At 32.8% G+C, this 14834-nt stretch carries 14 protein-coding genes; 2 read left to right on the forward strand and 12 right to left on the reverse strand.

The annotated features are described in order from the left end of the window. Positions 1 to 149: 149 nt before the first annotated feature. Positions 150 to 596, forward strand: coding sequence for a Rieske (2Fe-2S) protein (locus tag DB891_RS05795; RefSeq protein WP_223256059.1), 447 nt, complete (start codon positions 150 to 152; stop codon positions 594 to 596). Between the two features lie 51 nt (positions 597 to 647). On the opposite strand, the gene DB891_RS05800 is transcribed toward DB891_RS05795, so the two are convergent. From DB891_RS05800 to DB891_RS05855, 12 genes are all read right to left on the reverse strand, one after another. After that, positions 648 to 887 (reverse strand): hypothetical protein, encoded by a 240-nt coding sequence (locus DB891_RS05800; RefSeq protein ID WP_116761520.1) that lies wholly within the window; start codon positions 885 to 887, stop codon positions 648 to 650. Positions 888 to 1085: 198 nt separating this feature from the next. Continuing rightward, a complete protein-coding gene (locus DB891_RS05805; protein WP_124019498.1) occupies positions 1086 to 1919 on the reverse strand; it encodes a hypothetical protein in 834 nt (277 codons plus the stop codon). An 11-nt stretch (positions 1920 to 1930) separates the two neighbouring features. Next, a complete protein-coding gene (locus DB891_RS05810) occupies positions 1931 to 3244 on the reverse strand; it encodes an MBOAT family O-acyltransferase (protein ID WP_189337105.1) in 1314 nt (437 codons plus the stop codon). Positions 3245 to 3293: 49 nt separating this feature from the next. Next, positions 3294 to 4475, reverse strand: a complete 1182-nt coding sequence (locus DB891_RS05815) for a cytochrome P450 (protein WP_116761526.1) — start codon at positions 4473 to 4475, stop codon at positions 3294 to 3296. Further along, positions 4454 to 4684 (reverse strand): acyl carrier protein, encoded by a 231-nt coding sequence (locus tag DB891_RS05820; RefSeq protein ID WP_116761528.1) that lies wholly within the window; start codon positions 4682 to 4684, stop codon positions 4454 to 4456. Before DB891_RS05820 ends, DB891_RS05815 begins: the two co-directional genes overlap by 22 nt. A 372-nt stretch (positions 4685 to 5056) precedes the next feature. Continuing rightward, positions 5057 to 5617, reverse strand: a complete 561-nt coding sequence (locus DB891_RS05825; protein ID WP_116761530.1) for a hypothetical protein — start codon at positions 5615 to 5617, stop codon at positions 5057 to 5059. A 299-nt stretch (positions 5618 to 5916) separates the two neighbouring features. Continuing rightward, the gene (locus DB891_RS05830) at positions 5917 to 8136 is read right to left on the reverse strand and encodes a TonB-dependent receptor (protein ID WP_116761532.1); all 2220 of its coding nucleotides are present in this window, start codon (positions 8134 to 8136) and stop codon (positions 5917 to 5919) included. Between the two features lie 383 nt (positions 8137 to 8519). After that, positions 8520 to 8921, reverse strand: coding sequence for an alternative ribosome rescue aminoacyl-tRNA hydrolase ArfB (gene arfB, locus DB891_RS05835; protein ID WP_116761534.1), 402 nt, complete (start codon positions 8919 to 8921; stop codon positions 8520 to 8522). A gap of 120 nt (positions 8922 to 9041) precedes the next feature. Continuing rightward, positions 9042 to 11168 carry a DUF4301 family protein gene (locus DB891_RS05840; protein WP_116761536.1) on the reverse strand — a complete coding sequence of 709 codons (2127 nt, stop codon included), beginning with the start codon at positions 11166 to 11168 and terminating at the stop codon, positions 9042 to 9044. Further along, entirely contained in the window at positions 11117 to 11752 is a 636-nt protein-coding gene (gene pnuC / locus DB891_RS05845; protein WP_116761538.1) for a nicotinamide riboside transporter PnuC, read from the reverse strand. Before pnuC ends, DB891_RS05840 begins: the two co-directional genes overlap by 52 nt. 6 nt (positions 11753 to 11758) lie before the next feature. Then, complete coding sequence (locus DB891_RS05850) at positions 11759 to 12535, reverse strand: geranylgeranylglyceryl/heptaprenylglyceryl phosphate synthase (RefSeq protein ID WP_116761540.1); 777 nt, start codon at positions 12533 to 12535, stop codon at positions 11759 to 11761. Positions 12536 to 12601: 66 nt separating this feature from the next. Next, positions 12602 to 13258 (reverse strand): 4'-phosphopantetheinyl transferase family protein, encoded by a 657-nt coding sequence (locus tag DB891_RS05855; RefSeq protein ID WP_116761542.1) that lies wholly within the window; start codon positions 13256 to 13258, stop codon positions 12602 to 12604. 213 nt (positions 13259 to 13471) lie between these two features. Between DB891_RS05855 and ahcY the strand changes: the two genes are divergently transcribed. After that, a complete protein-coding gene (ahcY, locus tag DB891_RS05860) occupies positions 13472 to 14788 on the forward strand; it encodes an adenosylhomocysteinase (RefSeq protein ID WP_116761544.1) in 1317 nt (438 codons plus the stop codon). The last annotated feature ends 46 nt before the right edge of the window (positions 14789 to 14834 follow it).

Consider the following 14834-nt stretch of genomic DNA (forward strand, 5'->3'; position numbering starts at 1 on the left):
TTAATTTATTTTAAATGATAAAAAAGACTCTCCTCCTGACAAGTAAATATTTCAAAACAAACCATACAATTTGCCTCATTCTTTCGCCCTTTTTCTTCGTTAAAAAACCTTTCAATAACCCAGCTATTCAAAGATTTTTTGCCTTGAAAATGACCAAAATAACTTCGTCAAATTTTGCATGCTTTATTTCAAAACCTTTACTAATTGCAATTCCCTTTTTTATTAATTGCAGTAACAATGAAAATTCCAATACAAATCCGTACATCCCTAATTATAACTTCTCTATAGAACTGAACACGAATTTGCCGACCTATTCTACATTGAAATACGCGAGCAACTCTGTTTATTACCCTGATGCCGGTGCTCGTGGAATTATTGTTTTTAACACCAACGGCAATACCTACAATGCCTTCGATGCTGCTTGTCCCAATCAGGAACTGAGCAGTTGTTCTACCATGACCATCAAAGGAATCAATGCCATTTGCGCATGTGACAGCAAGGAATATAGTTTATTCACAGGACTGGGAAACATGCAATATCCCATGAAACAATACCGAGTAGAAGTAAACGGGAATATTATTAGAGTTTACAATTAGATCATTTACTTCGTAAGTTCGCTTAAACCTGTGTGGACATGACTCACAACATCATTTAAAACCAAAAAATCCTGAAAGCAAATCGATTTGTTGATCTTCTCTTAAAGAACGAGTAACTACAATCCGATATGATTTATCCCCTTGAAATGGGGTGTAATTTGTTGTAGCCACTTCTTTTTTTTCAAAATTAACTTCAATAGTTTCCCATTTTTCTATCAAAGCACAATGTTTTTTAAATGATTCGGAATTTATAATTCGAATGTAAAAACTAGAGGCTCTTTTGGTTATCAATTCAATTACTGTTTTTTGATAGGATACTGAGTCTGCCCTAAAGTGACCAATTTTAATTCCATGATTTCTAAATTATTAAAACATCTTTCTAAAGTACCCCTTTGATCCTATTTTACAGGGGTATTATGGACATGCTATCTTAGCCCTCACAGAAAGTTAAGAAATAATATGTGGTTAGATACCGACCACTAAAAGTACTCAATCGGTAAAATACATTTCTTTAAAATAGCTAGTCATAATTTTTGCTCCTTTATAATTGAAATGATTTTCATCAAATAAATAATCAGGATCATGAATACTATTTATAAAATGTTCAGTGTAAATTACTTTTTGATTGTTTGGAAGTAGTTGATAAATAGTTGAAACTATTTCTCTTTCCTTTTCTTTTCTAAAAGTGAGAGGCAAGAAAAAATAAATTTTAGTATTATGCTTTAATGCTATTTTATTGAAGTTTGAAATAATATCAAAATATTTTGAAACATCAGAATTCCAATTTTTTTCTAAATCTTCAATTTTTAGAAATGATTTAGTTTTATGATAGTTATTTTGGTTGCCAAAAACGTAACCATACTCTTTTGATATATTATTAGAAGGTGTTACTATTTTTTTTAAAGAAGATCTTAAATTCAACTTACTAAACAAATAAAACTCAATATAATCCAAATTATAAATTTTCATAATCTTTGACCTATTGACATTTAGTGATTCATGAACAGGATGAAAACTATATATTATGGGTGATAATTCTATAAATAACTTTTTGGCATTACAATGTAAAATTAAATGCTCTGCTAAAGTAATATTATGTATAAAAGTAGCACCTGAAATACCCAAATTATATGCTTTATCCCCTTTATTTTTTTTGTTTAATAGTTGATGATCTATACCTCTTTGTACCCTACTGGACCCAATAAAATAAATACCGTGACTGGGAAATTTTTCTGTTTCGTTTTGATTCGAAAAATACATAATGACCCATATGAGGCAAAATAGAGGTAATAAAAAAACTATGATTTTGGTAAATAATTTCATTTTAACAAAATTTAAAATAAATTGTAAAAGTTTACAACTTTTGGACTAATCGAGAGGAATAGGATGAACAAACAAAGTGTATAATAAAAAAAATATCTGTGCCAGGCACTTTGTTTTTCGATGTATTCATCTATTCTAATCGACGTTGTTTTTCGTTCATAAAAATCCATATAGATAAATAACAAAATGACAATAAAAGTATTGAGAGTTACTAAATTTTCAAAAGGGTAATCGTATTTCGAAAAACCAAAAAGAGTTTTAAATAGTTCAAATACATCTTTTGAAATAAAAACTGTGGACAATAGGGAGGCGATTACTAAATGATACACAATCCCTAAAAAAGAAAAACGACCTTCTACATTTATATATTTTTTAGATTTCCTTTCAGCAATTAACCAAATGGCATTTAAAATTCCCCAGGTTAAAAAGATTATTGTAAAATCATGCCATAACGCTATAGCAATAAAAGTAATAAACAGCAGCAAATTTGTATATTTTCTTTTTCTATCAAATCGAATAATACTATAAAAAAAATAATCTCTAAACCAATGATTAAGCGAAATATGCCAACCTTTCCAAAATTTATCTCGGGAGGCAGATAGATACACTCTGTTTTTGAAATTTTCGTTAAGTTTAATATTGAAAATTAAAGAAATACCTTGAAAAATATTGATAAAAGAACTAAACGTACAATAAAGGAAAAGAAAAAAAACAAATCCATTAAGTAAATAGTAGGATCCTTTTAAATTCAATTCATTTATATTGGTCAAAAGCACAAATAACCGTGCTCCAACTACTAAATTTTTAAATAAACCCCATAAGATTAACCTTAATCCGTTTACTATAGAATCTCTTTTAAAACTTATGTTTTCTATTTGAGAAAAAAAATACTTTGCTCTGGTTAACGGACCTGAGAAAATTATCGGGAAATAAGTTAAGTATAATAATAATTTAAAAAAATTTGTTTCAGGGGTTATATATTTTCGTTTTATATCTATTAAATACCCAATTGCATTAAATGTAATATAGGATAAACCAACCAAACTTATAAGTTTAGTTGTAGTATCAAATGGCGTGACAAGAGTATCAAAATAAGATTCTTTGATAAATATTTTTTTAATTAAGAGAGGAACCATTATTACTACTACCATCCACCATTTAAAGCTTATTAACCTATTAATATTCAATGAAAAATAATAGGTTAAGATTGCTAAATACAAAATGAGCATAATACCTTCTCCTGATATAAAAAATAAAAAGAGAAAACTTGTAAATGACAATACTTTCCAATAATTTTTTTTATGAAAAAACTGTATTGCAATCATTGTCAGGATTACGCACAAAAACAGTAATATCAAACTTATATTTGGCATATTAGCTTTTTTTACAAACGGTAATTGTGTTTGCTGTTCTCATGAGTATTTGTTTAGACCATTTCACATCGGTAACGCTATAGTTTTTTAAAAAACGCAACATGGGCACTAATGAAATTTCCATTTCTTGTCTTGCGATAGTTGCTCCTATACATTGATGTGCACCAGCCCCAAATGATAAATGAGGATTCACAACTCTGTTAGGTATTAATTCATCAGGTTGTGTAAATATTTTTTCATCTCTGTTGGCACTTGCAATACATAGATAAAGTTTTGAGTTTTCGGGTATAAAACAATCTCCTACATTTATGGAATAGGGATTTATTCGAATGGTATACTGAAGCGGAGTGCTGAACCTAAATATTTCTTCTATTATTGTTTTAAGCTCTTTAGTGTCACTTTTTAAAATAAATTCTATGAGTTCAGGGTTCTTTAAAATCTCATATAAACCCAACGATAAATTATCCTTTGATGTCTCAAAAGCCGCCATGAATGAAATCATCATAATAGAATACAATTGATCGTCATCAAGATTTAAACCTTTTGTTTCTTCTAAAATAACGTCCTTGAATATCGAATTTTTAAAAACATTTTTCCGCGATAGTATCTCAGCGTTTATTTCTTGATAGACTTGTTTTGGAATATATAATTCTTGAGATTTAGCTAACAGATTTGAGTACTGTTTAATTTGTTCGTATTCTTCTACATCAATATTAAGTGCTTTTTTTATAAAATGATTAATATATATTCCGCAAAAATCTACAAGGTTGAAAGTTTCCTTATTTTCAAATGTTCCTAGCGTTGTTTCTAAACTTTCATTTAGTAGATCAGCTAATTCTAAAGAATAAAACGCTTTTGTAATTGCTCGGCGTATTTTTCTATGAATGTCATCATTCAAAAACATTGGCCATAACTCAGTTGCTTTACTTAGATAGGGACAGCCATTTTCAACATTTTTAAAAATGTAAGTCTCTTTTTCTCCTAAATATTCGCTTAGTGAATGAACTTTGAATTTTTTTTCTTTTAGAAATTTACTTACGTGCTTATAGTCAAAAATAAAATAAGAATCATCAGACATTCTTTGAACCGGATTATTATCCCTGCAATTCTTTAAGTGTGGGTAAGGATCTTCAGAATAATTTGGCGAAAATGGATTCCATTTTATATTTGATTCTGAATCCATTGAGCTAATTTATTAATAGTATTAAATTCCTGAAAAACAGTAGGATTTATTTCATCTAAGTTGAATTCTTTTTCTATATCAAAAGCTATAGATATTGATGACAAAGAGTCTAATTCAAAATTTTCTATAGGCTCATCGCAATTAATAGTATCCTTTTCAAGTCCTGATTCTTCAGCTATTTTATCAAGCAACCAATTTTTTATAATCATAGTTTTAATTATTTACAACGCCACACTATTTTTATCAGGTGGAGAAAATTTGTGCGAAAGTAACTATTTAAAACTGTTAATACACTTCGTAATCGATTATATTATTCACAAGAAGTAGAGTTTTTTAAAACAATATTTAATCTCGATAAATTAAATAAAATATTACTTGTAAAGTTTCACCACATTGTTGATGGTATTTCCTCCCCTTCGGGGTTTCCCATTTTTCCATCAAAGCACAATGTTTCTTAAATGATTCGGAATTTATAATTCGAATGTAAAAACAACAGTCTCTTTTGGTTATCAATTCAATTACTGCTTTTTGAAAGAATGCTGAGTCTGCCCTAAAGTGAGCAATTATGATTCTATGAGCATCTAAATTATAAAAACATCTTTTTTAAGTACCACTTTGATCATATTTGCAGAAATGTTTCCATTATGGTTTTTAATATGAACAGGTAAACGACGAATAACAGCAAAGTTCGGCTGAAATCCTTTTATTTTTTTGCAACTCATTCTGACATCCTGTTTTTCAGATACAATTACCACATTATTAAAGACTACAATATAGTTTCTAACTTTTGCATCTAATTGATTTGTCATAACACAAAGCGCTACAAGGAAATTACTCAAATCGTTATTGAAATTTAATTCATGGACAATTCCCTTTGTTGTTGTTTCTACAATAGTTGTCTTTTTTAATTCTTGACAAGCATACCCAATAGTGTCAGCAGAGGGAATATTAAAAAAAGCCTGGCTATTGTATTTAGCGTTAAGTTGTTTTAAGTCAAAAATATAGTCACCTTGACACAATGAATTTCCAAACAAAGATAAGACAACATCAGAAGTGGAATATTTGGCTCTAACATGACGAAAGCCAATTGTATTGTCAATGAATTGCGGGATGTTTTTGCTATTTACTGCATCGTATATCAAATTTAATCCTCCAAAAGCGGTGACATTCTTCGAAGATATTATACTTTGTTCCTAGTCTGAATTTGAATTTTTGCAAAGACAAATTACACCTTTTTGGTGAGACAACAATTGCCCTAAAGCTAGATCTGTCAACACTTTCTGGCTTTTATTATATTTAGCTGCGACTATTGGGATTAAAATCATTTACTTCGTCTGTTCGCTTAAGCCTGTGTGGGCATGACTCACAACATCGTTTAAAACCAAAAAATCCTGAAAGCTATAAACTCTCAGGATTTTTTGGTTTATATGATAAAAAGGTATTAAAACTTCAAGCTCAACCCTATCAAAAAATTAGTTCCAGCTTGTGGATAATAGTAAACATATCCTCCTCCATAATCCGCACCATTTGAAACATAATCAACATTAAATATATTGTTTACCAATAAATTAATCGCGATAGATTTAAAAATTGATGTTGTTGTAATTTCATACGCAGCATTTAAATCATTAACAAAATAATCCTTCAGTTTACCAGTTACATCATCAATATTGTTCATATATTGTTCGCTAACAAACTTAGACAACAAACTAAATTTTAACGGTGAAAGCGGTGAAAAAGTCAAAATATTGCCCGCAATAAAATTAGGCGAATAAGCGATATTTGAATTTCCTAGATTTATTAAATTTCCGGTATTATCCTTAGAAACAAAATCAACATTTTTGTTGTTACTTAAGGTGAAATTTGGAGAAACTGTCCACATTTTTGAAAGTTTAATAGTGGCATCAACTTCTACTCCCATTCTATAACTGTCTCCGCTGTTTTTTCGAATTGGATTTCCCACATTATCTAATTCCCCTGTCAAGACCAATTGATCTTTGTAACCCATATAATAGGCATTGGCATTAAACCTTACTTTTTCGGATTCGTGTCTCCACCCCAATTCAAAATCATTTAATTTCTCTGGTTTTGGGCTTCCATTTTTGTAATCTCCTCTGTTAGGCTCACGATTGGCTCTCGCATACGAAAAGTACAAGGCATTTTGTTTATTAATATCAAAAATAGCTCCTGCCTTTGGATTAAAGAAATTGAAATTATCGTTTACTAATCCTGTTTCATCACTATCCGTTTTGTAATGCACATTACGAAGTTGTAAATCACCATAAACACTTAAGTTGTCTAATAATTGATAATTGACTTTTGCAAAAATGTTACCATCCGTTTTAGTTGCATAACTGGAATCATAAATGTCCCCCGGCTGACTATTAGAAGGGTATTGCGCCCAAATAATTTGATCAAAATGATCGCCTTCATATTTATTATAACCTCCACCTAAAATCACATCAAGCTTTTCGGCTTTGTAATTAGCCGAAAATGTCGTGCCGTAAAAATCATTATCCAACCATTTTCTGCGGGTGTAATCTGTTGAAGTTATTGTTTCACCGTTTACAGTAATTGGATCTAACCCCAAGAACGTAAACTGAGAATCCTCAGAACCAAATACATTAGTATATTTCCAGTCATCTACAAATTCCTCATAATACCCTTTCCCTTTGGTATAATGAAAAGCCAAATTGGTACTCCAGTGTTCAGAAACTTTCTCGTTCCAATGCAATTGAGCATGATCTTGATTATAATTATCTACCTGATCATTATAGAACCCTTCAAAAACTCCATTGCCATCAAATTTTTCCCCAACCGAATTATACGTTCTATTAGATTCTAAAGTCAAAGCATCGACTCCGTTCCAAGATTGATAGGTTCGCTCTTTTCCGCCAAAAACCAATGCTTTGATTAAAGTAGTTTTTCCCACATAAGTCCCTTGAAGAAAATACGATTTCAAATCAGAAGTCGCTCGATCAACATATCCATCAGATTTTAATGCTGATAAACGGCCTGCAATTTCAAAATGGTCGTTCATCAAGCCTGTGCTGAATTTTACGGTATTTTTGAATGTATTAAAACTTCCGTATGAACTGGAGATTTCACCCGAAGCTTTATCCGAATAGGAATCGGTCAACATATTCAAACTCGCTCCAAAAGCCGCAGCCCCATTGGTAGAAGTTCCCACTCCGCGTTGCAATTGTAAACTCTCTACCGAAGAAGCGAAATCAGGCATGTTTACCCAATATGTCCCTTGACTTTCGGAATCATTGTATGGAATTCCGTTGATGGTCACATTTACTCGAGTCGCATCACTACCACGTACTCGAATACCAGTGTAACCCACTCCATTTCCAGCATCCGAAGTAGTCACCACAGACGGCAAATAATTCATCAAAACAGGAATGTCTTGACCTAAATTTCTGGTTTTGATGTCTTTTTTATCCAAATTACTGAACGTCACTGGCGTTTTTGCGGTAACGCGTATAGCCGAAACCAAGACTTCATCGAGTTGATTAACCTTTGTAGTATCTTTTACTTGAGAGAAAGAGAGAATAGATGTTAGAGAAAAGAAAATAGAAAATAGAAAACGTTTTGAGAATTGAGTCGTTTTCGTGTTGATGCCTTTTAGGCTCGAAAAATGAATTGAAAATTTCATCCGTAAAAAGTTTACGAATAAAAGGGGGAATTATTCTTTTGTTTAAATTAAAAATGATTGTTCTACCACAAACAGTTAGCGCAAATGCTAATTCTTGTCGTTTTTTCCCTTGACAGCATTACCCGTCCAGGTTCTTTGGGTATGATCTCAGCTCGTTATTTGGAGCACCCCTTTGAGACAGCGCAAAGGTAGAAAAAGAATTAAGACAAAAGTATTAAGATTAGGGAATTAAGTATTAAGATTTTTCGGAGCAGCCACATAAGTTTCCATTGAACAACATTCGACACCGATTTCACAGATTCATACAGATTAATTTGTGAAATTTAACATAATAAGATTTTAAACTTCATCTAGTCTTAATTCTTAATACTCTTATCTTAATTCTAAAAATCAGGTCTTCTGCGATTTTTCTTCACCTCCGAAACGTTTTTCTTATCCTTAATCCTTTTTCGGATCACCGATTTTGGGATTTTAGTGGGTTTACGTTCTTTAGGGACATACAGTCCTTTTTTTATAATATCCAAAAAACGCTTGGTGACAATCTCTTTGTTTTTGAGTTGGCTTCGGTCTTCATCGCAATTCAGAATCAATACCAAATCTGCTGTTAGTCTGTTTTGCAAATTGGTTTCCAAAAGCAGTTTTTCTTCCCCCGATAATGCTTGGGAACTAGACAAGTCAAAAGTCAACACTACTTTAGACGAAACTTTATTTACGTTTTGTCCGCCGGCACCACTGCTTCTAACTGCTTTATATTTTATCTCCGAGAGGATTGTTTGAATTTCCATTTTATACCATTTATTAGTATGTTTTAGCCCGAAGACTTCTGGTATAATGCCGTTGTATATTTCATTTAGTCCTCCCGATAGCTATCGGAATTATTGGGCAATTTGAAATAACTAACGGTATTATAATGGTTGATGAGCTTGTTTTAATAAATCATTTACGGTTTTCACCGGATTAAAAGTAAACAACGGAACCTCCACAAAAACCGTCAACCAATTGGCCATGGCACCATTCCATAATCCAGGCAATTCATATGCTTTTACATCAATACCGGCATTGTTTTTATGAACAATAAAACCACTATTAGGATCAATGAATTGCTTTAAATCAAATTTCTCGTTTTGATAATTCTTCAATCCACAAACCAAGTCCACTGGATTAAAATGGGTTGCGCTGGATAAAATTTTCACTTGATCTCTATTCGTTAAATCAACTTGAGAGGCTTCTACAATTTGCAAAGAAACACTACCATCATTACCCTTTACCCAAAAAGGACCTCCGCCAGGTTCGCCTTCGTTTTTCACCATTCCGCAAACTCGTATTGGCTTATTTAACATCTCTTTTAATGCATTGATTTGGTTATTCAGTTTGAATTTATGAAAATCCATATTCATTTCAATATTCAATTGACTTCGAAGAAAAGCCAAAATTTCATTTATGCTTTCCGGATTCATTTCTTGGCTATCCAATACCCTCAAATAGTCAAAGATTTGATGTTGCAATTCTATCAAAATACCCGCCAAAGCTTTCTTATAAAAAGAAATCTGTTGAATGTTATTTTGAATCACATTGTCAATATTCTTGATAAAAACAACATCCGCATCTATTGCATTTAGATTCTCAATCAAAGCGCCATGTCCTCCAGGTCTAAAAACCAACATTCCTTTTTCATTTCGGAAAGGTTTGTTTTCTGAATCTACGGCAATCGTGTCGGTTTCCTTTTTTTGATACGAATACGTTACGTTTATGGTTGAATTTGATTTTGCTTCAATTACATCTTTTATCTTTTCAATAATTTCTTCAAATTGCTCTTGATGGTTTTCAGAAACCGTTAAATGCAAATGGGACTGATTATTTGAAGTTGCATAAAAAGCACATTCGTACAAATGCTCTTCAATAGGAGCCGCAATATGAGTCATGTATTTATGAAATGGAAGTATTCCTTTTGGCTTGTTGGCAAAATCGAAATATTCAGGAGACAAGAGCGTCTTTATAAAATAATAGTTTTTATAGTCCCGTTCCAAAGAATTAAAATCAGGATATATTTCTTTTAGCTTTTCATCTACCGCTTCAAAAAAGGCAAATTTATCCATCCCAACGATAAAAAGAGACAACTCTGTGTCTTTTTTTCTGTTGATATAGGCATTAATACTTTCATTTCCGAAATCAAATTCATTCAAAAAAGTAATCAAAAATTTAAACATTCTGGAAGCAGCCCCAGAGGCCGGAACAAATTTCTTTAATTTTATTTTAGATTTATTAGCGTCAAAATAATTTGCTTTTTGTTCAAAATCAGTATCCGTTAACTTTAAGATTCCATGATTCAAAGTAGCTGGATTCACCAAAACACTTTTTAAAACCCCTTCATTAAAAATCCCAAGCTGGTCTTTTATATTTTTTAAAGGAATGCCATGTTCATAGATTTGCAAAAAATCGAGAGACGAAAATCCCATTTGCAAAGCCATGGTTAAATCCTCAATGATAGCAACCGCTTTTTTCAAACGGCTTTCTTTATCTCCTGAAATGGTTATGAATGGTTTTTTATTATCAATTAAAGATTGTTTAAAAACATCAAAAACGGATTCTCTACCCTTTGGACTATCCCTTAATCCATCGTCTTCCCAAGGCACATCAATATCGGTCAGGAAAAACAGATCGTATTGATGGGCACGAGCCGCTTTGTCTAATGATGGATCGCAAAAATCATAATACAACTCGGAAAAAACTTTGGTTACCAATAAATTAGTATCGCAAAAAAGATAGTTATTAGCTATTAATACACTTTTATTTTCCAGTTTTGTTTGTCCATACGCTATAGGCAGCATATCATTTACATCACAAACACCACGACCACTATCTAATTTTTCTTGTAGATAATCACGTGCGAACTCGGGAACCCAAACCGTTTTATAATACTCGGCGAGTTGTGTTGCCAATGTGGTTTTACCAGTAGATTCTGGACCAAATATGGCGATTTTTATAATTGGCGAAGCTCCAGATTTTGGGAGCTGTTGAAGATTTTCTTCCATTCTAAATAGCCATAAACGGCAATAATTGTAAATACTAGGTATTGAAAACTGGTAAAGGTATATCCTTTTGCAAAATAAAGCGGAATGGAAATCAAATCTCCAACAATCCAAAAGATCCAGTTTTCGATTTTTCTTTTGGCCATTAGCCACATTCCCACAAAAAACAACGCCGTCAAAAGGGTATCCACATACGAGTACCAGCTTGTAAATTTATCAAAATAAAGATACACCAAAATCACAAATACAATAGTTAATGCAAAAATAACTATTGCCATAAATTTCTCTTTGCTGCTCATTATAGAAATAGGAAATTCATCGACGTCTCCTTTTTTACGTGTCCAATGATACCAACCGTAAATACTCATAATAAAATAGTACACATTAATCATGGAATCTCCAAGTAAACTCCATTGCCAAAGCAAATAAGCGTAGATAAACGTACTGATTAACCCCGTTGGAAAAACCCAAATATTATCTTTCTTGGCAAACCAAACACTCCAAAGTCCAAAAAAAATGGCAATAAGTTCTAAGTACACTTCATGGATAGGATAACCTTTGTATTGGGCAAAAAAATAGTCGAACATTAGATTTTAGATTGTTGAATGATGATTAACGATTTTAGATTTTTGCTCCTGATACTCAAAAAAATTAGGATCATTCTCAAAAGCGGTTCCAATTACTACTAAATCGGCTCCTGCTTCATACGCTTTTTGAATACCTTGCAAATCTATAATTCCGCCGCCAACAATTAGAGGGATCTCTATATTATTTGACACCTTTTCTATCATTTCAAAAGGAACGGCCTGTTTCGCACCACTTCCCGCTTCGAGATAAATGAGTTTGTGACCTAGCATTTCCCCAGCTTGGGCAGTATGAGTCGCATAATCGCTATTATTTCTATCTAAAGGCTTTGTCTCGCTCACTCTGGAAACGGCAGTTTCATTACCGCTTTCGATTAAGATATAACCAGTGGAAATAATTTCGAGTTGCGTTTTCTTTAGAATCGGCACGGCATTTACCTGATGTTCTATCAAATAATCTGGATTACGTCCGGATATTAGAGATAGAAACAAAATTGCATCAGCCTTTGCTGAAATTTGGGATGAATTTCCCGGAAAAAGAACGATTGGCAAAGCCCCCCGCCCCCTAAAGGGGAAGCTTTCTTTTAGACGAACAATTAATTCATCCAGAATGTTATTTTGAACATGGCTTCCGCCTATAAAAACATGGGTTGCAGGTGATTGATTTATTTTTTGAATTAAATACTCCAAGTTCTCCCAAACTATTTTATCGGGATCTAGAAGAATGGCGAGCAGTTTTCGGTTTTCAGCTTTCGCTTTAATGATACTGTTGTAAATGTTTGTCATAGGCTATTTCACAGAGATTCGCTAAAAAGACACAAAGCTACACAAAGATTTAAAATTATTTTTCTATTATTCAAAAGCGTAAACAAGAATAAAATTTTGTTCAAAACCTTTATCATCATTTGATTCAAATTCCTCAAAACAAACTTTAAAACCTCTGATTATGCCATCAAAGTGAAGTTCGGTTTTAGTTTGAGCATCATTCATTTCAAAAGTATTGACTTTGATATGGTCTTTGAAACTAATTCCTTTTTCGTTTCTAATTTTAAAAATAGCTTCTTTGGCACCCCAAATCACCGTTAATTTCCTGATGTATTCTGTTTTTTCATTTGTTATCAAATAAGAAAACTCAGTATCGGCAAATTTATCGGCGATGCGGATGATTTTTTCCCGTTGCAATTCGATGTCAATCCCAACGACTTCATCACTTAGAATAATAGCCGAAAATTGATGCGAATGGGTAATCGAAATGTGTTTCCCATCATGTAAATGCGGTTTTCCGAATTCGTCATAATACAAATCAAAATCAGTATAACCTGATTCCTGAAACAGTTTACGAACACTGAGGAAAGCGCGTTGGTGCATTTCGGACTTCATGCCGTTTAATCGAATGGTATTGCTCTCATTAAGAACAACTGCATCGAAAAGCTCTTGAAAAGATTCGGTGATTTCCCAAACCAAGATTTGAGTTGATGGATTAACGTTTATAGTTTTGTATAAAGGCATGGAGATTTTTGATTTTTGATTAACGACTTTTGATTTCAGATTACAGCACCGAATTGCATTCAAAAAAACAAGTGTTTCATTTTAAGTCTATTAAAATCACAAATCGTTAATCCTCAATCTTAAATCTTAAATCACAAATCTATTATAAATTAGCTTTTTTCTAAAGTTATTACCTAAATTTGCAGAAAATTTACAATTACAAATATACTATAAATGAGTACAACGACTATGCCTTTTGTGGCTTTCAAAGTAAAAGACATTTCTCTAGCTGCCTGGGGAAGAAAAGAAATTGAACTAGCTGAAGCTGAAATGCCAGGTTTAATGGCGCTTCGTGCAGAATATAAAAACGAACAACCTCTTGCTGGTGCTCGTATTGCTGGATGTTTGCACATGACGATTCAAACTGCCGTTTTGATCGAAACATTAATCGCTCTTGGTGCTGAAGTAACTTGGAGTTCTTGTAACATTTTCTCTACTCAAGATCAAGCTGCTGCTGCTATTGCTGCTGCTGGAATTCAAGTTTACGCTTGGAAAGGGTTGAACGAAGTGGATTTTGACTGGTGTATTGAGCAAACATTATTCTTTGGTGAAGACAGAAAACCATTGAACATGATCCTTGATGACGGTGGAGATTTGACGAATATGGTTATTGACCGTTTCCCTGAATTGGTTGCTGGAATCAAAGGATTGTCTGAAGAAACCACTACTGGTGTTCACAGACTTTACGAAAGAGTAAAAGCCGGAACTTTACCAATGCCTGCAATTAACGTTAATGACTCGGTTACTAAATCGAAATTCGACAACAAATACGGTTGTAAAGAATCTGCAGTTGATGCGGTTCGTCGTGCAACTGACATTATGTTGGCTGGAAAAAGAGTAATCGTTTGTGGGTACGGTGACGTAGGAAAAGGAACTGCTGCTTCTTTTAGAGGTGCCGGATCTATTGTAACGGTTACTGAAATTGACCCGATTTGTGCTTTACAAGCGGCTATGGACGGTTTTGAAGTTAAAAAATTAAACACAGTTGTTGCTAATGCTGATATCATCATTACCACTACTGGAAATAAAGATATCGTTCTTGGAAGTCACTTTGAACAAATGAAAGATAAAACTATCGTTTGTAACATCGGACACTTTGACAACGAAATTGATATGGCTTGGTTGAACAAAAACCACGGTGCTTCAAAAATTGAAATCAAACCACAAGTTGACAAATACACTATCGCTGGAAAAGACATCCTTATCTTGGCTGAAGGTCGTTTGGTAAACTTAGGTTGTGCTACTGGTCACCCAAGTTTTGTAATGAGTAACTCCTTTACAAACCAAACTTTGGCTCAAATCGAATTGTGGAAAAACAGTGCGGCATACAACAATGACGTATATATGTTACCAAAACACTTGGATGAAAAAGTAGCGTTCTTACACCTTGCAAAATTAGGTGTTGAATTGGAAGTTTTACGTGATGATCAAGCTGCCTACATTGGAGTTGAAGTTGATGGTCCATTCAAACCAGAATATTACAGATACTAAATCTATTTTAGATTTCTGAATTTAGATTTTAGATTTACGAAACCCT

Origin of the sequence: Flavobacterium laiguense (genome assembly GCF_003097655.1) — a bacterium.
GTDB lineage: Bacteria > Bacteroidota > Bacteroidia > Flavobacteriales > Flavobacteriaceae > Flavobacterium > Flavobacterium laiguense.